This is a genomic window from Lacticaseibacillus suilingensis, assembly GCF_016861845.1.
GTDB classification, from domain to species: domain Bacteria; phylum Bacillota; class Bacilli; order Lactobacillales; family Lactobacillaceae; genus Lacticaseibacillus; species Lacticaseibacillus suilingensis.
The window spans coordinates 1-16,112 of the sequence record NZ_BOLV01000015.1; the positions used below are offsets into that span (position 1 = coordinate 1).

Sequence of the window (16,112 nt, forward strand, 5' to 3'; positions counted from 1 at the left end):
CCAGCATTGACGGCAACTTGATATGCAGATAGTCCTTGTTCGCCTTGTTTTCCTGGGTCCCCTTTTTCACCGGTCTTACCAGTGTCACCTTTGATACCTTGTGAACCGCTTAAGTCGGCAATATAAGTGAAACTGGTGCCGTTCCAAACGTAAAGCTTGCCATCATCTGGATCATTGACATCACTAGCAATCATTGTGAAATCGCCATCAGAGAAGCCATCACCATTCATTTCAGCGATGGACGGGAACGTTTTCACGATTTTGAAGTCTTTCCCTGCATCGCCTTTATCGCCTTTATCACCTTTAGCTCCAACAAGAGAGACAAGCCATTCCGTTTGTGAGCCTTGATAGCCGTTAATTACCGCGATTTGGTAAGCGGATAGACCATCGTCACCCTTATCACCTTTCAAACCATTGGCAACAGCATCTGCAACTTCTTTTTTTAGTTGCTGACTAAGGTCGCTGAACTGCTGAATGAAGTCATCAACCGTGATGCTGCTGACGAGTCCCCCAGAAAGTCCGGTGACGTTCTCATTGATTTGAAGTGCCAAAAATCCATCACTAGGATAGATTGCAGTGCCGCCGTCTACGGTGTCCCACAGCTCAAGCAGATAGCTTCCGACTGGCAATTGAGCCAACTGTCCGCTAGTAATAACGGCGTGATTATTCGTGATACTGGCACTTATACCCATCAAATATCCGGAATCATTTTTGATTCTTACCTTTGCATCTGCTGTTAGGGTTGCTGCGCTGCCATCATCGAACGCATTCAAATGTATTTCAGTTGTGGTGTCGGCAAATTTAAACTGCTTATCGCCGTTGCCAAGATATAGCTTTCTCATAAAGAATCATCTCCTCTCAGTTTTTGATTTGAAGTTGTAAAACCTTGTTGTACAGTGCTTCACCCGTTCCATTTCCGCCTAATGCTTTGTAGCTGCGGAAAAGGTAGTTCAAATCGTCTAAGTCATCCGTGCTGATATAACCAGTTTCGATATGGTGGTTGCACAGCATGTAAACCTCATGATGAAGCAATCCGACTAGCCCCGCATCTATCGCCTTTCCGTGCTTTCGATGCGTCTGCCACTGGCTTAAAAACCAACCAAACAAAGCCCCACCGCCCAACTCTACAAAAATGTCTAACCAACTCTTAAAATCCACATCTTCATACTTCCTTTCACAAAAATACCGCTAGGCTTTTGCCCCAGCGGCGTAGTCCTGACCGGTAATCTGTTTGTACTCGTCAGGCGTTATCATCAGCGCCACGTACGGCTTGATGTCGATGCCCCACGCGTATAACTGCGCACACATATCGTAGTCCGTCATGAGCTCGCCTCCAGTTTTGCAACCCGCAGCATCACGGCCGCCATCATCTGCTGTTCAGCGCTGGGCTGAACAATGCCGACCGGGCCTGCCGGTTCGGTGTAGCCTTCATCGAGCACGATTTGGCCATCAATCAGCGCCGCGTGGTTCTCGACTAATTGACTCATGTCCTGCTGTTCAATCACCAATAGGTCGCCTATCTTTTCGCCAACTTCGCGATTATCGTTGGCATTGCCCCACGCAATTAAACGGTTGTTTGTGTCTAACTGAATTTTGATTTTCAATACTTAACATCTCCGTATGGGTAGTCATCAAGCGTCGTGTATGATACCGCTCCTTGATAGGTGCCCTTGCCTTGACCTGCCGTTGGCAACAGTCGCCAGCCTTGTGAGTTGAAGTAAATGCCACAACGCCAGCCCAGATATGAAGTTGATATAAGGTCAGTGGATACGTACCAACTTTCGGGCTTATAACCGGCCGGCGGCATTTCTAGCCCAACCCAACCCGTTTCTGATAGAAGGTCAAAGTGGAATGTTGCAGTAACTTGATTGCCACGGCGCGCGTATTCGATGAACGCATTTGTGAAGTTCGCGGTCGCCGGAACGGTTTCTCGCTTGAAGTAGTGAGCTGCCGCTCCCGCATCAAACACGGAACTGACATAGCTCTTATTTGCTCCACTACCTGCGTATGCTAGTTGTAAATCCAACTCACCTTTAATCAACGTTGCCATCTGGTTTGGGTGTGCCAAGTCACCGTCTGCTCCAGTGATGATGCTTGAAAAACCAGAAGCAGACATCTGAACCTCAAACTTTTGCGTTCCGCCGTCAATCGTGCCATCCAACGTCAGCTTTGGCCCATCCAGCGTCATTGTGCCAGAGCCAAGCGTATTCTCGCTATCAATCACCATGTGCTCGAATGGCACCTTGATCAGTGGCGAGTTTAGCGAACCAGAGTTGATTGTTACTGCATTCAACTCTTTGATGTTCAGCACCGATTGAGCGATGCTGTCGGCCACCCACTGTGTGCCGTCCCAGCGCTTCATAGCCGTTACGGTTGCGAGCGTATCGCCAACCCACCAGATTGAGCCTTTGACCGGTGTTCCGGTTGGCTGTGCAGTCTGGACATATGTCATCGGCACGTCCTTACTGCCAGCTTCCCCCGTGTCGCCCTTATCGCCTTTATCTCCTTTAGCGCCGTCTGCTCCCTTAATCAAAGCCCATGTATAGTCTGATGCCACGGTGCTGTCGGTCTCGGAGAAGTCGCTGTACGTGCCGATGTACGCCTTGCCTTCGGGTGACTGCGACAATCCGTTGCCACTCACATCGTCCGCATAGGCTGTATGGAAGTAGCTTGTTTTCCCGTCATCACCTTTCGGCCCGGGTTTGCCGACACCATCGTCACCCTTGACCTTCTGCCACTTTCCAGCGTAGTCGGCCGGATCATCACTGGGTACGGCGTTCTCACTCCAGACGATCGCCATGTAGCTCTTGCCGTCAGGATTAGCCGAGATGCCGGAGCCTTCGTCATCGTCTGCGTAGCGCATCCAGGGGTACCACTGACGCGATGCCGCCAGCGTCTTCATCTGGTCGGCCAGCTCCTTCAGGGCCGGGTCAATCTGGCTCGCCTCAATCAGGTAGTCGCCCAGCGTGGCTTCGTGCGTGTCGTTTGCATAGCTATCTTTCAGCTCCAATAGCCGCGCCGACAGGTTCAGCCCTTGAGCTTCGTCCACCAGGTGCACAGTGTCGCCCACAGAAACGCCGTCTGGCAGGTCTGAAATGTCTACGGTGTAGTTTATCGCCGCGTGGTTGTACTGCTTCAAATCGGCCAGCACAGACTGCAGGAGCGTAGCTTGCGTGGTCGCCTCGTATGACTTCACCCTCTGAATGTGGTGAGCGTTCGGGTTGGGGTTGTCATTGGATAGCGTGCGGCTCCAGAGCTGCACCGCCACAGTGTCTCGCAGAACACCATCACCGCCCAGCACATATCGACCGTCCGGGTCAGTCCAGTGGTAGCCCACCAAGCTGATTGGCGTATCGCTTCCCTCAGCCGCCGCACCAGTACCATTGATTGACGTGCACAGGTCGTAGATGTTGCCAGTGGTCGTGATTTTGTTGAGCTGTGTGTTCACTTCCAGCCGCTGACCGTTGTCCAAGCCCATGTGCTTGTATATGTCGATGTACCGGTGAACCACCTGCATGCCATCGACCTCAAACCGGAAGTCCAACTCGGCGTTGTCAAACTGGGTGGCAACTGACTCAATGCGCTTGAGCGCCGTGTCTTCGTTACCTTCCCACTTCAGCGTCCGGGTCTGGCCCGCCAGCTCGTTGATGCCAATCTCAAAACCGCTGTCTGCCGTGAACCGCTTGATGTAGTCCGCAATCGAGTACGCCTTGTCGGCCGTATACGCGCCTACGGTTTCGTTGATGAGGTCAACCCCACCATTCTCCGCCGAGAAACTCAGCTCGCCAGCTTGCGGGTCATACTCCGTCCACTCCATAATTGTCGCGAAGACGTACTGCCCGCGCGGGTCCTTGTACAGCAGGAAGTTTCCCAGCGCGGCCATAGTCGCCAGCTTCCCAGCGTCCTTCGGGTCAGTGACCAGCGTGGCCGCATAGGTCCGCCCGACTGCCTGCGGCCGCATCTGGTCGTCAGTGTCGGCGTCAATTTGAATAGGCGCAGCCCCCGTAGAAGCCACGCCCAGCGTATTGAATTTTCTGTCTGTGAAATAGAAATCCATCAGAGCCATGCCTCCCTATACTCGATCGTGGCATCGAACGGGGTCGCCCAGCTCGATGCCACAGGCATGATTGTGTTTCTGCCAGGCTGGATCCAGAACGAATCCCACATGTTGCCGATTGCGTGCAGAGTATTGTCCTGCACACCATTGACGTAGATGGTCTTCGTGGCTATATCAGCCACGACCTCATCGCCCGCCGAGAAACGGTTGGCAAGGTCGTTCCATTGGTCAACATCGGTCCACTTCGCCTGGAAGTCGGTTACGCTCATGCTGGAAGCCTCATTGTCTTGCCATCGGCAGAACCAGAAGCTAACGCTGTCAATTGGCTCAGCTTTTGCTAAGTCAAAGCTCTTCAAGATTGGCGCAGCAACCTCGGCCTTGTTATCTACCACTTTCGCGACTGGAGCAAGCTGGAAGTTAATCTTAGAGCCAAAGCGCCACATCCGCAGCTCATACATCTGACCATTCTTGAACTTCCTGCGGTCAAGCGTGGTGCTGACCAGCCACTGCCCGTTGTAGAAGCACTCCCAGACAATCTGGTCTTGCGAGTCTGCGCTATCGCGCAGAACCGACTCGAAGACTGTCTTGTCGCCATTGTTCAGTGCAATCTCCATCCGTCCCATCTGACGCACTTTGGTGTCGAAATAGAGTCGCGTATAAGTCACGATGTTTCCTGCGTTGTCATCATCCGAGTTCTTTGGAATTGGTAGCTTCTTGCTTGGTCCATTCCAATAATCAGATTTGGCTCCAAAGCTCGGCATCATCGCCGTAGAGCCATACAGGCCCGCACCGTAATTCATTGTGCCTGATTGGACGTTCGGCTGACCTTCCACGTTGCCGTAGTTTGGGTAATTGGTTGGCGCATCGTTGTTCGTGCCGCCGGGGTCGCTGTCGAAGCCTTCTACTAATGCCTGTTCTGGTGCCTTGGTAGTCACGCCGTCAACCTCGCCAGGGTCGCCAAATTGGAGCACGGCGCCTTGGTCGTTCGTCCACGCCACCAGCCCGTTGTCAGCCGTCATGGTTGCGGTCAGCACAGGCGCAGACGGTGCCGTGCCGGCGTTGGTGAGCGCGATGTCGGTGCCGGACTGACCGGTGACGGTCGTTATGTCGTTTGAATGCGCCACACCATCGGGGACGATGAACGTTACCTCACCATTACCATGTCGAAACTTCTCCGAGAGGCTGATTTGGTCGTCTGCGATTGCTAGATAATACTTGTCAGGTTCATCACCGAAAATCAGCTGTTGTGGCTCATTCGAGGACAACAGCCCCGCAATCTCTCGGCGCTTGGCCACCATATCTCTCCTAATCAGGAAAGACACAGTCACCTTGCCTTCATCCGCAGAGGTGTATTTGAATCTCTTACCCGATGAAACTCCGAGCTTCTTGAGGTTTGCCTTACGGTTCTGACCAATATTGCGTTCAACACTGTTCGTCTCGAGGTACTTGCTCATATCCTGACCATTAAACCACCATTGGAAGGCCACCTATATCACACCCTTTCTGCGATTGCTTGTACGTTGCATGCGGTCAATCTCAATCTTGACCGGCTCAGCTATCTCGCGAGACAATTCCCGCTTGTCGATGTTGGCACTGACGTGAACCTCGATGACTTGAGGCTGCGTCTCGCCCACGTTCGTTGTTGTGCTGTAATTGTTAATGATTTGGCTGCTAGGAATGGCAGTATAGCGACTGCCGGCGAGCACCTCAGGCTGGACAGCACTTGATAGGCCCACGGTGGCAGTAACCATCGCAGCATCCGACAACTGGCCCGCCATCGAGCCAACCGTATTCTTGACTGCCACGAAGGACTTCTGCAGTCCGTTGTTCAAGCCTTCCATGATTGCGTGCCCAGCTGGTACAAGCAGACGGGCATCATATTGGATAGGCCCTTTGTGCTTCTTAATCCAATCGGCAATGCCGCCAACGAACTTCTTGCCTTTTTCCCAGACGGCTTTCAAACCGCCAACGAAGCCATCCATGATAGCCCGGCCGGCCTTGCCTAGGTCAATGTGACCAAGTCCAGTAAAGATACTCTTAATGGCGCCGATGACACCAGAGATAGTCGCTTTTGCGGTTCGTACCGCGCCAACAATTCCAGACCAAGCAGCAGACAAAGCTGATTTCAGACCAGAGCCGGCCGACCCCAGCGACTTGAAGACACTGGAGACAATGGACACGACTGCACGAACACCCTCACCAGCGGTTTGGATTGCTGATTTGATGCCATTCCATGCGTTTGAAATGGCCGCCTTAAGTGATTGGGCGGTGCCACCGAAGTTGCTGAAGACGCCGGAGAGCTTCCCAATCCAACCTGCCACAACCGTGATTGCAGGCGATAGAGCTCGGAAACCAGCAGCTAAAAAGTCAAGAAGCGGTTGAATAAACCTCAGCACAGCAGCCACAACATTAAAGGCCGTTGACACACCAGACAGCACGCTCGAGAATACGCCGCCCAAGTAAGCTCCAAGAACCTGAAATACCGGAACAAGAACGGATGCAATTGTAGATACCACTGGTTGCGCTGCGTTCCACAAATTACCAAAGGCAGTAACAACGCTGTTAATGGCCGGGCCAGCAACAGCCATAAAGGACTGAAACCCTGCAGTTATAGCCGGGATTATTTGACCAGCTAAAGCCTGAATCCCGCTAAAATCCAGACCAGATAGAGTGGTCTTAATAGTTGTCGCAATTCCTTGTACTGGAGCAAACAGAGCAGAAAAATCTAGGTTAGCAAACGAGTTAAAGAACGGCTGAATTGCATTGCTGGCATTCCCCAGTGCAGTTACCAAACCACTACCGACTGGCGCCCATACCTTAGACCAGTTAGTAGCATATGACGAAAATTGCGAGCCAAGTGAGGACAGCGCCGTATTGACGCCGCTTAGATCAAGATGAGATGCCGTATCTTGAATGGTCTTCCAAGTTGACTGGAATGGCAGCAGAATTGAATCCCACTGAATGTTTTGGAACTGAGAGACAATCTTAGGACCAAGGTTGGCCTTGCTGGCGAGACTTCCGATACCGCTCAATGCACCAGAAAGCCCGGTGGCAATCTTCGGCACCGCGTTTGCGATGTCAGTGATGCCTTGTGTGATGGGCGCCTTGAACTTGTTCAGAAAGTCGGTGCCAGCAGTGACAAAGGCGGCTTGCAGGTTGCCAATAGCACCTTCAAAGGTCTGGGTGCTAGTAGCGGCATCCTTAGCGGCCTTGGTCATGCCGAGCTGCTCGATTGCCTTGTTAAACTCATCCGCAGATATTTGACCCTTCTCCATCGCGTCACGGAAATTCCCGGTGTAGGCACCGTTCTTCTTCATGGCCTCCTGCAACTTGCCAGAAGCGCCGGGAATGGCATCAGTGAGTTGGTTCCAGTTTTCGGTGGTCAGCTTGCCAGCCCCGGCGGTTTGCGTCAGGACCATGGCTACAGACTTGAAGGTGTCGGCGTTACCGCCGGCGACCGCGTTCAGGTTACCAGCAGCCTGGGTTAAGCCAGTGTAGTTTTTGACCCCGTTGGCCGCCAACTGGGCGGTGGTATTGAGCACCGTGTTGAGGTCGTATACGGTCTTGTCGGCGTATACCTTGGCTGATTTGGTTGCCTCGGAGGTCTGCTTCTTCGTGAATCCAGCGAAGTCCATCGTTGATTTGAATTTGTCGATGGCATCGCTCGCATCAATAATCTGGCTGCCTAGATTTCCTAGGCCCCCGATTAGTGATTCAATGCCTTTCTGTGCCAGGCCCATGACGGCGCCGAGCGAAAGCTTGTCTTTGAGCCCGCCGAAGACCTTCCCTGCGCTTTCGCCAGGCGCAATCAGGCCCTTCATCGCGCTCTTGAGCTTGTCCATCGTGCCGACCGCTTCGTTGCCGCCATCGGCTTTAATGTCAATTACAACCGTGCCGTCAGCTGCCATAGCTGTCACCTCCTTCTTCTTTGTTTTCGTCATCAGGCAACGCTAGTTCGCGCTGCTGCCTTCTGACGGCGTCTCTCTGTTTCTTATCTTTGATGTCGCCAAGTCTGGTTGACCGGATATGCCTGATCCGCACGAACGCCGTGTCGTCCGGCAGCGCATCGAATAGCGCCACAAAGCTCAGCCAGTGCATCCGGCCCTGCTCTTTGACCAGGTCGATGCCATACGTCTGGCGGAATGCCGCATAGATGTAAGATGCGTCGAAGTCAAAGTCATAGTCGGCCTTGATGTGTTCGCCTTCACCCTTCGGCTCAATAGGGTCGCCATTGATGTCGTACCGTGTCGGCTTCTGCTTGGCGGTGGTAATCAGGTCGATGATGGCGTTGTGCACGTCTACCCAATCGGCCACCGGCGGAATGTCCTGCTTGATGACCAACTGCAGGAAAGTCTCGCAGCGGTCCATCATGGTCATGCCTTCATCACCACGGGCTTTGAGCGCATAGAGCACATTGTCGAAGCTAAGGTCTAGCCGGTAAGTGTGCTGATTGACAGTCACCTCGTTTGGCCATGGATCATATAGATTCATGCCTCATCACCGCCTTAGCGCCGCTTGCGGTTCTTGAGGTAGCGTGCTTTGCGGTTCTCCGACTTGCGCTGAATGTTGGCGAGCTTGTTCTCCAGCTTGTCGGACACGATTTGGTCGATACGCTGATACAACACCAGCAAGTTGATGAAGCTGTTGCCACCGCCAGCATTAGCCAGCTGATCATAGGTGCCTTCCCCAAAGTCGGTATCGAAGGCCACCTGCAACGTCTTACTCATAGCCTCAAGAGCCCGCTTGACGTTGTCGTCGGTAATCTCATCGCCTGCGACATCCGCATACTCCTCTTCGAGCTGGGAGATTTTCTGCTTACGTAGTTCAGCCTTGGCCTTTTCGGCAATCAAAGCTTCGTCTGAAAAGTCGACTTCGAGCAAGACCTCCGTGGTTTTGCCATCATTCTTGTGCTCAATCTCAATGGGGAGCTTAATCACCGACGACTCAAGAACTAGTTTTTCCATGTTTTTCCTCCTAAAAAAGGCGGAGGGAGCAAGCTACTGCCACCCCCTCCGCCATTCAGCTACTAGTGATTCGCCGCCCGGTTGCCCGTACTGTGTCTTTCTTAGGCGACGATTTGCTCAATTAGCCTTCTGCTGCAGCCGTTACTTCAACCGTGGACTTTGCAGTCTTGCTGCCATCCTTTGTGGTAACGGTGATGTCAGCACTGCCGGCGGCCACGCCCGTTACCAGGCCATGATCGTCTACTTTTGCAATACCATCATCGCTGGACGCGAAGGTCGTCCCGGTTTCAGTCGCATCATCAGGTGCAACTGTAGCGGTCAGCTGAACGGTCTTACCGACTTCAACGCTTACCGAGGTCGGTGCCAAAGCCACCCCTGACACCGCTACGATTTTGGGACAGCAGGTGTCACTTTCGGAGCTTGAACGAAGTCAAGATGGCCCTCGAAGTCTTCGTAGTCCGTAGCGTCACCGCCACCTGCCTTGATTTCCATGGCCTTCGCAACACCAATAACGGTGTCACCATTGGTCTCCACAATCTTGTGCCAAATCTTTCGCTCGTCGTCGTTAGTCTTGCGACGAAGCCCGGCCAGCAATTCTTGAGCGGGGTCTTCTGGATCGTAGAAGCCCGAGAAGTTCCAGACTTCTGAACGGCCATTCAGCACGGTTTCGGTATTACCGTCACCGTCATAGAAGCCCTGATCGTCCGTGTCCTCTTTGGTGTCATCCTCAATGGTCTGGATGAAGTGCGCCAAAGGCAGCCAGCCATCCTCAGCTGGTTGTGCATCATCGCTCGTGTATGGGGCGATGTAGTGCAGACGTTTTGCGTTCTTTTTACGCATAATGTTCCTCCTCACTTAAATGTTGTCAGGTTCGCGGTAAAGTCCACGACCCAATAGAAAAAGCCCGGCTCCTCAGCTTGAGAGAACGCAGGCTTACTTGTGATGCTGATGCCGCCGAATTGGTAGCTGCCATCCTGGCTGTCTAGGTCAGACAAGGTCTCAAGGTAGTTCTGGACCTGCCAGAGTTGGTCATTAGCCGCCTCTTGGTCTTGAGAGTGAATGACGTACTCATAGGCGAGTGCGACATCCTTCTCCCCATCCATGTACTCTCTTGTTACCTGTCCTCCTGGCATTGCATAGAATGACGCCGACTCGGCTGTGCCTGGCAACCCGATACTTGTCGGGAGCGGCATCTTCTGGCTGTTGATGGCCTCCTTGAGACGGTCGTTGAAATCCATTAGAGCTGTGCCCCCTTCACGAATGCGTGCTGCCATTTGCTCATGTACAAGCCCTTAGCCCGTTCATCCCACTTCGGACCGGTGCCTGGTGTGGTGTAGTGCCAGCCAACACCGCCAACCCACTGATAGTGAGCGTAAGGCTCGATGAAATGGATGCGCGAACCATCAGAAGCCACGACCGAGCTACTGCGGAGGTGGTTGTTCTTCTTCGGTACAAACTGGTTCATGTCAGCAGCAGCTTGGTTGGCCATCACGACCATGCCACGCTGAAAGCCTTGGCGGCTGAGCTTACGCTTTAGGCCGCGGTCATTGATCTGTACTGAGAAGCCCATCAGATCACCTTCAATTCGATGCTGAACGGGGCGCTGCTGTCAGGCTCCTTATGACTCGACCAGTCGACCACTTTGTACGGGTGACCATTGAACGTGAGCCGTGCTTGCAGCCAACTGTCGTCGATGGCGTCCGGATATCCGGCAGTGTATGCAGCAAATAAAAAGACCGTAGCATTCGCCACGATCGTTCGATTTGCGCCCACGCCAGAGAAGTCCTTGGTCAGGTCAACGCGCACAGGTGCCAGCGTTATTGCCTTGTCGTAGGTCGGCTTGTTGTAGTCGCCTTCACCGAGGAACCGCTCGACCGTCACTGTGTCATTGAGCCACGCACGGTCCGTTTGGATTACGCTCATAGGTGCATCACTCCCCTGTATAGCAAGCCGGTGCCTGACAGCGAACGTAGCGCATCATCGCAAACAATCGTGCCAGACACATTAGCAGCCGCATCACCAAGCGTCTTGGAGACGGTAGTAGAACCAATAGATTGGCTGACCGTTTGAGCCTGAGCCGCCTTGTACTGAGTGCTCGACTTTATACCAGTGTCGGCCATGTACTTGATCTGCAGCATGACAGCTCGCTTGAACCGCGTTACACGCAAATCAAACGGATCATCATCAATGGTGTGTGTCTGATAGTAGTTGTTGGTGATTTCGTCCAAGTACATTCCGGCGAGCGCCGACAATCCGTCAAAGTCATCGGGTAACTCCGTGACGTGCATCGCCTGAATGTAGTCTTCCGCTCCAACGTATAGTGTATTGGTCATCTAATCACCGCCTAGGAAGCAGCAGCCACGGTCACCTTGACGGACGCCGTGAAGCTGCCGCTCGTAGCGGTAATGTTCGCCGTGCCCGCAGCTACAGCCGTAATGGTGCCATCAGCAGCCACCGTCGCGATGGCTTCGTTATCGGAAGCATACGTGATAGCGCCGTTGATTGCAGCCGCATCACTTGCGTTAGCTGGTTCAGCAGCAGCCGTTACCTGCTTAGTATCGCCGACCTTCATGCTGGCCGTCTGCTGGCTCATCTTGAGCCCCGTGGCCGGAGTCGGCGCTACGCTTTTGGGACCGCACTCACGTAGATGGCCTTCTTGGCGTTGTCAAAGACGATGGCATCGTAGTAGTCGAGGCCCTTAATGGTGTCGCGGTAGCCGGAACGATCTTGCGCAGCAGGAACAGTGTCCACCGTGCCAAACTTGACGATTGGCGCAATGGCGGTTAATGGGGTCAGGATGAACTGGATGGTGTCATCAATAGTCAGGCCCTGAATGCGGTCTTTTGCTACCTTGATGATTGGCACCCCACCATCGAGTTGCGCAACGTTGCGGTTGATGCCGGCAATCTGCATCTGGTTGGTCGTGAAGGACTTGTTCACACCGGTGGCGTTCTTGAGCATCCGGTAGAATGCCGCGGAGACGAACATCACGTAACCGCCAGGCACTTCGTTGTCGGTCATGTATTCTTCCGCAGCGTCATACAGCTTGAGCACGTTGTCTTCGGTCACCACGGTCGCGTCCTTGTTGCCGGCGTTGTCGTACAGTGCCTGGATTGCGACTTGATCACGGTGCGGCACGGTGATCAGACGGCGGTGTTCAGTGACGATGTTGTTAATAGTGAGCGCAGCAGATTCGGATTCATCAAGCTGGTCAACGTCATAGCCGAACCAGTCTTCGTGGGTCAGCTTAACCGTTTCCTTCTCGATGCTAATCTGGTTGCGAGCATTTTCGCCGTTGCGCTTGTACTGCGTGGCATCCACGAAGCCGCTCATTTTGTTGATGCGCACTTCATTAGCACCAACGAAATCGGCTGCAGTCACGGACTTGGCGCCCTGCGTCAGTACGTCCCACACTTGAGAGTCCGCCTTGAACTCCTTGTCAATGGTGGCAAGGTCTTTACTGTCTAATACTAATGGCATAATTGATACACTCCTTTATGATTGTTTGCCGGATAGGCGAGCAGCAATCTTGTCGACCATGCTCGTGCCGCCGGCTGGGTCCGCGTTAGGGTTGCCCGATGGGATAATCTGTGGGCTGTTTGGCTTTGCTGGTTCTTGATCGGCGGCCTTGAACAGGAACTTGCTGTCATCGGCTTCCTTGAGTGCCTTGAGCTGGTCGTCGAGACCAGTCAGGTTACCCTTTTCGTCCAATTTGAGCACATCTTTGTTAATCAGGGCGTTGACCGCTTTGGTGTTAAGTGCCCCAGACTGGATCAGTGCCAGATTGGTGGCACTGTCTAGCTTTACTTGGGACAACTGCGCCGCTGCGTCCTTCTCGGCCTGTGAGTTGGCTTCTTTGAGCTTGTCAATCTCGGCTTTGAGGTCGCTGTCGCTCTTGTGGTCCTTCTGCAACTGGTCAAGCTGGCCTGTGACTGTGGTCACCTGTTCCTTGGCCGCATCGCGTTCAGATGTCAAAGTGTTCACCTGCTCCTTGAGCGGGTTCAAGTCTTGACCATACAAAACCATCGCGCCTTTGACTTGGTCATCGTTCAGTCCTAATGCTTTCAATGCTTCTGGGTTCATGTCTTCTCCTAAGCAGTTGTTGAGCGGGTCTGCTCCCGCATGGATTTGGACACAATAAAAGAGCAGTTTAGCGACTTACTCAGGTCGTGTGTCTATGCTTCTGTGAGATATGCCTCTCCGAGGTCCTTAGTGCGCTTGCTAAAGCAATAGCAGCGGCCGAAAATGTTCAGCTGCAGCCAGGCTTCTGCCTTCCAACGACCGCCTTCTCGGTATGTGGTCATGTAGTGATGTAGCATGATAAGCCTCCTCAGTATGAATGTGTGAATACTTTTTCTCGTGCATAGTCGCGATGTAGATAGTCAAAATCACTCATCAGCTTGCGTAATGCCGCTTGGTTGCGACGAACTAGTAACTGGTTGCGCATCACGCCATCAGTATCGCTCATTTTCTCCGCCAAAGCTTGCTTTTGCTTGTATGCTCGAATGCGACGCTCTAGTTCGCGTTGTTTGGCTACCATATCCCCCTTGGCGATTGCCTCAGCTGGATCATACTGCGGCTGGTTGTTTGAGCTTGCACCTGGCACGTATAGCCACTTGAGATGGTGGCAGTTGATGCCGAATGTACCTGACGGCGTGCCGTAGCCGTGATCGTACAGACTGATAAAGTGCTCACCTGTGTTGGCATCAGTGAAGCTCTCTGGCCGGGTGGTCACCAGCTTGCCCTGAATGGGCGCGCAGGCAGCACGGCTGGCCTCGTGGCTGCTCATAACGAAGGTATCAACGCCTACGTCATCGGCTGCCTGGTCGCGTACCGCTTGAAAGGCACGGCGGCTGGTATTGTCCACGACTAGTCGGGCATAACTCTCTAGGCTCCATCTATGGCCGCCTTTGTCGACTAGTCCGAGGTCGATGCCTTTGTCGCGCCAGCGGTAGATGGTGGCCTTAAGCGCCTGATCAGGTGTTCTAAGGCCAGCAAGCACATCAGCGGTCGTTTCTTTGACTATCTGCTGATAAGTCTTGGTGGCCGCGTTAGTGCCGTAATTTGTGCTTAGCAGTGTCTGGTTGACATTGTTTTCAAGCGCTTGGAAGGTTTGCTTGAGATAGCCATCTAGCACTTGCTTGGTCGTGTTGACCTGCATGGAGCTCACTTGCCTTCCTGTGGCTTTGGTGGCCCGATTGTACTCTTGGTCGACTACCTTGTAGCCCTGGTGCTGGAATAGCTCGACTAGCTTGGCACGGGCAATACCAGTCGCTTTTGATGCCTCGTTGATTACGTCGGAGTTGACTAGGTGCAGGTCGTTCATGACCTCCATCTGCCACTGCAACACGTTGGTCTGGTCGACGTCTTCAATGCCATGTTGCTGCAGTCGGTTCACGAAGTCCTCAAAGAGCTGTTGCTCCAGATGCTGATAGACGTCGATGATTGATGACTCGGTGACGTCCATCTGGTGCTGCGTGACCTTTGGCATTAATCATCACCGCCTTCTCCAGCGTTGTCATCCCCATTACCGCCAAATAGTCCTGCTATCGGGTCTGTGGCGTTGTCGGCAGTATCTCCGGCAATCTCGGCCGCAATGCTACGTGCCTGGTCTTCGGTAACGCCTTGGACGTGCATGATGGCCTGCCAGTCGGCGCACAGGCCAGCAGCCTGCAACTTGATCCAATAATCAGCTGTTGCAGCCTTATCGGTGAAAATACCATCGTCGAAGTCCACAGCCACCTGGTCAATGGTCGGGATTGGACCGTTGTAGATGCTACCGCCATTGATTACCGTCGCACGGCCAAGCTCACAAATGGACACCACCAGCTCTTGAATGGCACGCTCGACCATCGTTAAGTGGCTATTGCGCGTCTGGTAAGTCATGCTGTTCTCGCTGACCACTTCAGTCGCCGTCTTGACTGACTGGCCATCGAAGCTAAAGGTGCCAGCAGATAAGCCCACCTGCATCTCCAGCGTCTTCAAGAACTGGTTCATGCTCGTCACATAGTCGCTGGCACGAATAGGCGTGGTGAGATCTGTGACGCTCATCTTGTCTGGATCACCTGGCACGGTGACAAAGACGTTCTGGTCTGGGTCAAAGGCCTGCTTAGCCTTCTCAGTGCCACCCTTGACGAACTTCACATCGGTCATGCTTTCCGACACAGCGATGCGCCGCTGTCCATTTCTGACTTCCCAGTTGAACTGATCATAGGTGTCATTGAGCTGCTTGAGCGTGCTAAGAGCGTTGTCACATATGCCGATGCCAAGCGGGCTGTTGAGACTCTTGTTGTTGAAGCCAGCAGGTTTGAGGTATACGAACAACGGACGCGAGAAGCCTGGCATGTTGACCGTGTCGGCTAGGTCTGGGTACAGCATGCTTAATGGCACACGATTGCCCACTTGGTCCTTCATCTCACTGCGGTACAGCTCATTGGTGACTGTGTAGCCCAGCGGTGACCACTCATGAAACTCAAGCAGCGTGTAGTACGCTGTCTTCCCGCTCTCGGTGCGAATGGTAGGCGTAGCGATAGCAGCCTCGGTTATGTCGTTGGTGTTGGCCCGCAGCGGGAAGAAGTTGGGCGCCTGAATCCACGCCAGCTTGATTTGACCCGTTTGGGTGTCAACATATGGCCGAATTGCCAAGCCACCCATGGCTAGGCACGACTCCAAGTAGCGCTCAAAGTTCTTGCCGAAGTCGTTGGCGTTGAGCACCTGCTGCACGAACTTATTAGCCTCATCGTCATGGGGCGTAGCGTCGCCCGTGTCGGCTTCTGACGGCTCCCGGGTATCAACGGACACCTTACTCTGTTCGTTGTACAGGAGGCTTGCTAGACGCCTGCAGACGACCTGCATCATGTTGAGGCTGACATAGGGCCGCTCCATTTGGTCACCATACGTGTTGGAGTATTTGACAGTGGGGAACATGCCTTTGAAGTACAGCTTGTCTCGGTCGATGCGATCATACTCGCGTTCATCGCCGTTGATTTTCGGGTGGTCGGTTATCTTGCTCAAATTCTCGACTAGGCCCATGGCTGCGCCTCCTTTCCTGAACCAGTTTTTGATTGTGTCGATGAAGCTCACAGGCGTCA

General features: G+C 53.4%; 20 protein-coding genes. All 20 read right to left on the bottom strand.

Annotated elements, in window-relative coordinates:
- The coding region (locus tag JUF11_RS09475) for a hypothetical protein (RefSeq protein WP_204119390.1) at nt 1-842 on the bottom strand (842 nt) is incomplete at its 3' end.
- A 16-nt stretch (nt 843-858) separates the two neighbouring features.
- Nucleotides 859-1,158, bottom strand: a complete 300-nt coding sequence (locus JUF11_RS09480) for a hypothetical protein (protein WP_236000518.1) — start codon at nt 1,156-1,158, stop codon at nt 859-861.
- A gap of 30 nt (nt 1,159-1,188) precedes the next feature.
- Nucleotides 1,189-1,323: an XkdX family protein gene (locus JUF11_RS09485; RefSeq protein WP_204119391.1), complete on the bottom strand. Its 135-nt coding sequence runs from the start codon at nt 1,321-1,323 to the stop codon at nt 1,189-1,191.
- The gene (locus JUF11_RS09490) at nt 1,320-1,604 is read right to left on the bottom strand and encodes a hypothetical protein (RefSeq protein WP_204119392.1); all 285 of its coding nucleotides are present in this window, start codon (nt 1,602-1,604) and stop codon (nt 1,320-1,322) included. Before JUF11_RS09490 ends, JUF11_RS09485 begins: the two co-directional genes overlap by 4 nt.
- Entirely contained in the window at nt 1,601-4,057 is a 2,457-nt protein-coding gene (locus tag JUF11_RS09495) for a phage tail spike protein (RefSeq protein ID WP_236000519.1), read from the bottom strand. The genes JUF11_RS09490 and JUF11_RS09495 overlap by 4 nt, the downstream gene beginning before the upstream one ends.
- On the bottom strand, nt 4,057-5,544 hold the full coding sequence (locus JUF11_RS09500; protein ID WP_204119393.1) for a distal tail protein Dit: 1,488 nt from the start codon (nt 5,542-5,544) through the stop codon (nt 4,057-4,059). Before JUF11_RS09500 ends, JUF11_RS09495 begins: the two co-directional genes overlap by 1 nt.
- Complete coding sequence (locus tag JUF11_RS09505; protein ID WP_236000521.1) at nt 5,545-7,965, bottom strand: tape measure protein; 2,421 nt, start codon at nt 7,963-7,965, stop codon at nt 5,545-5,547.
- Nucleotides 7,955-8,548, bottom strand: a complete 594-nt coding sequence (locus JUF11_RS09510; protein ID WP_204119395.1) for a Gp15 family bacteriophage protein — start codon at nt 8,546-8,548, stop codon at nt 7,955-7,957. Before JUF11_RS09510 ends, JUF11_RS09505 begins: the two co-directional genes overlap by 11 nt.
- A 14-nt stretch (nt 8,549-8,562) precedes the next feature.
- On the bottom strand, nt 8,563-9,021 hold the full coding sequence (locus JUF11_RS09515; protein WP_204119396.1) for a hypothetical protein: 459 nt from the start codon (nt 9,019-9,021) through the stop codon (nt 8,563-8,565).
- A 121-nt stretch (nt 9,022-9,142) separates the two neighbouring features.
- Nucleotides 9,143-9,394: an Ig-like domain-containing protein gene (locus JUF11_RS09520; protein WP_204119397.1), complete on the bottom strand. Its 252-nt coding sequence runs from the start codon at nt 9,392-9,394 to the stop codon at nt 9,143-9,145.
- 11 nt (nt 9,395-9,405) lie between these two features.
- Nucleotides 9,406-9,861 carry a phage tail tube protein gene (locus JUF11_RS09525; RefSeq protein ID WP_125754712.1) on the bottom strand — a complete coding sequence of 152 codons (456 nt, stop codon included), beginning with the start codon at nt 9,859-9,861 and terminating at the stop codon, nt 9,406-9,408.
- Between the two features lie 11 nt (nt 9,862-9,872).
- The gene (locus JUF11_RS09530) at nt 9,873-10,259 is read right to left on the bottom strand and encodes a phage tail terminator protein (protein WP_164506115.1); all 387 of its coding nucleotides are present in this window, start codon (nt 10,257-10,259) and stop codon (nt 9,873-9,875) included.
- A complete protein-coding gene (locus JUF11_RS09535) occupies nt 10,259-10,591 on the bottom strand; it encodes a minor capsid protein (protein WP_204119398.1) in 333 nt (110 codons plus the stop codon). The genes JUF11_RS09530 and JUF11_RS09535 overlap by 1 nt, the downstream gene beginning before the upstream one ends.
- On the bottom strand, nt 10,591-10,944 hold the full coding sequence (locus JUF11_RS09540; RefSeq protein ID WP_204119399.1) for a putative minor capsid protein: 354 nt from the start codon (nt 10,942-10,944) through the stop codon (nt 10,591-10,593). Before JUF11_RS09540 ends, JUF11_RS09535 begins: the two co-directional genes overlap by 1 nt.
- Nucleotides 10,941-11,354, bottom strand: coding sequence for a head-tail connector protein (locus JUF11_RS09545; protein WP_204119400.1), 414 nt, complete (start codon nt 11,352-11,354; stop codon nt 10,941-10,943). The genes JUF11_RS09540 and JUF11_RS09545 overlap by 4 nt, the downstream gene beginning before the upstream one ends.
- Nucleotides 11,355-11,365: 11 nt before the next feature.
- On the bottom strand, nt 11,366-11,614 hold the full coding sequence (locus JUF11_RS09550) for an Ig-like domain-containing protein (RefSeq protein WP_204119401.1): 249 nt from the start codon (nt 11,612-11,614) through the stop codon (nt 11,366-11,368).
- Between the two features lie 26 nt (nt 11,615-11,640).
- The gene (locus tag JUF11_RS09555) at nt 11,641-12,501 is read right to left on the bottom strand and encodes a capsid protein (RefSeq protein ID WP_204119402.1); all 861 of its coding nucleotides are present in this window, start codon (nt 12,499-12,501) and stop codon (nt 11,641-11,643) included.
- A 15-nt stretch (nt 12,502-12,516) separates the two neighbouring features.
- A complete protein-coding gene (locus tag JUF11_RS09560; protein ID WP_204119403.1) occupies nt 12,517-13,104 on the bottom strand; it encodes a phage scaffolding protein in 588 nt (195 codons plus the stop codon).
- A 247-nt stretch (nt 13,105-13,351) separates the two neighbouring features.
- Entirely contained in the window at nt 13,352-14,512 is a 1,161-nt protein-coding gene (locus JUF11_RS09565; protein WP_204119404.1) for a phage minor capsid protein, read from the bottom strand.
- Nucleotides 14,512-16,053, bottom strand: a complete 1,542-nt coding sequence (locus JUF11_RS09570) for a phage portal protein (RefSeq protein WP_204119405.1) — start codon at nt 16,051-16,053, stop codon at nt 14,512-14,514. Before JUF11_RS09570 ends, JUF11_RS09565 begins: the two co-directional genes overlap by 1 nt.
- Between the last annotated feature and the right edge of the window lie 59 nt (nt 16,054-16,112).

What these genes read in the sequence shown, in the direction of transcription:
- JUF11_RS09555 (WP_204119402.1), bottom strand. Translation starts at nt 12,501, where the DNA reads ATGCCATTAGTATTAGACAGTAAAGACCTTGCCACCATTGACAAGGAG.
- JUF11_RS09515 (WP_204119396.1), bottom strand. Translation starts at nt 9,021, where the DNA reads ATGGAAAAACTAGTTCTTGAGTCGTCGGTGATTAAGCTCCCCATTGAG.
- JUF11_RS09535 (WP_204119398.1), bottom strand. Translation starts at nt 10,591, where the DNA reads ATGGGCTTCTCAGTACAGATCAATGACCGCGGCCTAAAGCGTAAGCTC.
- JUF11_RS09565 (WP_204119404.1), bottom strand. Translation starts at nt 14,512, where the DNA reads ATGCCAAAGGTCACGCAGCACCAGATGGACGTCACCGAGTCATCAATC.
- JUF11_RS09550 (WP_204119401.1), bottom strand. Translation starts at nt 11,614, where the DNA reads ATGAGCCAGCAGACGGCCAGCATGAAGGTCGGCGATACTAAGCAGGTA.
- JUF11_RS09485 (WP_204119391.1), bottom strand. Translation starts at nt 1,323, where the DNA reads ATGACGGACTACGATATGTGTGCGCAGTTATACGCGTGGGGCATCGAC.
- JUF11_RS09505 (WP_236000521.1), bottom strand. Translation starts at nt 7,965, where the DNA reads ATGGCAGCTGACGGCACGGTTGTAATTGACATTAAAGCCGATGGCGGC.
- JUF11_RS09530 (WP_164506115.1), bottom strand. Translation starts at nt 10,259, where the DNA reads ATGGATTTCAACGACCGTCTCAAGGAGGCCATCAACAGCCAGAAGATG.
- JUF11_RS09570 (WP_204119405.1), bottom strand. Translation starts at nt 16,053, where the DNA reads ATGGGCCTAGTCGAGAATTTGAGCAAGATAACCGACCACCCGAAAATC.
- JUF11_RS09560 (WP_204119403.1), bottom strand. Translation starts at nt 13,104, where the DNA reads ATGAACCCAGAAGCATTGAAAGCATTAGGACTGAACGATGACCAAGTC.
- JUF11_RS09545 (WP_204119400.1), bottom strand. Translation starts at nt 11,354, where the DNA reads ATGACCAATACACTATACGTTGGAGCGGAAGACTACATTCAGGCGATG.
- JUF11_RS09510 (WP_204119395.1), bottom strand. Translation starts at nt 8,548, where the DNA reads ATGAATCTATATGATCCATGGCCAAACGAGGTGACTGTCAATCAGCAC.
- JUF11_RS09495 (WP_236000519.1), bottom strand. Translation starts at nt 4,057, where the DNA reads ATGGATTTCTATTTCACAGACAGAAAATTCAATACGCTGGGCGTGGCT.
- JUF11_RS09540 (WP_204119399.1), bottom strand. Translation starts at nt 10,944, where the DNA reads ATGAGCGTAATCCAAACGGACCGTGCGTGGCTCAATGACACAGTGACG.
- JUF11_RS09525 (WP_125754712.1), bottom strand. Translation starts at nt 9,861, where the DNA reads ATGCGTAAAAAGAACGCAAAACGTCTGCACTACATCGCCCCATACACG.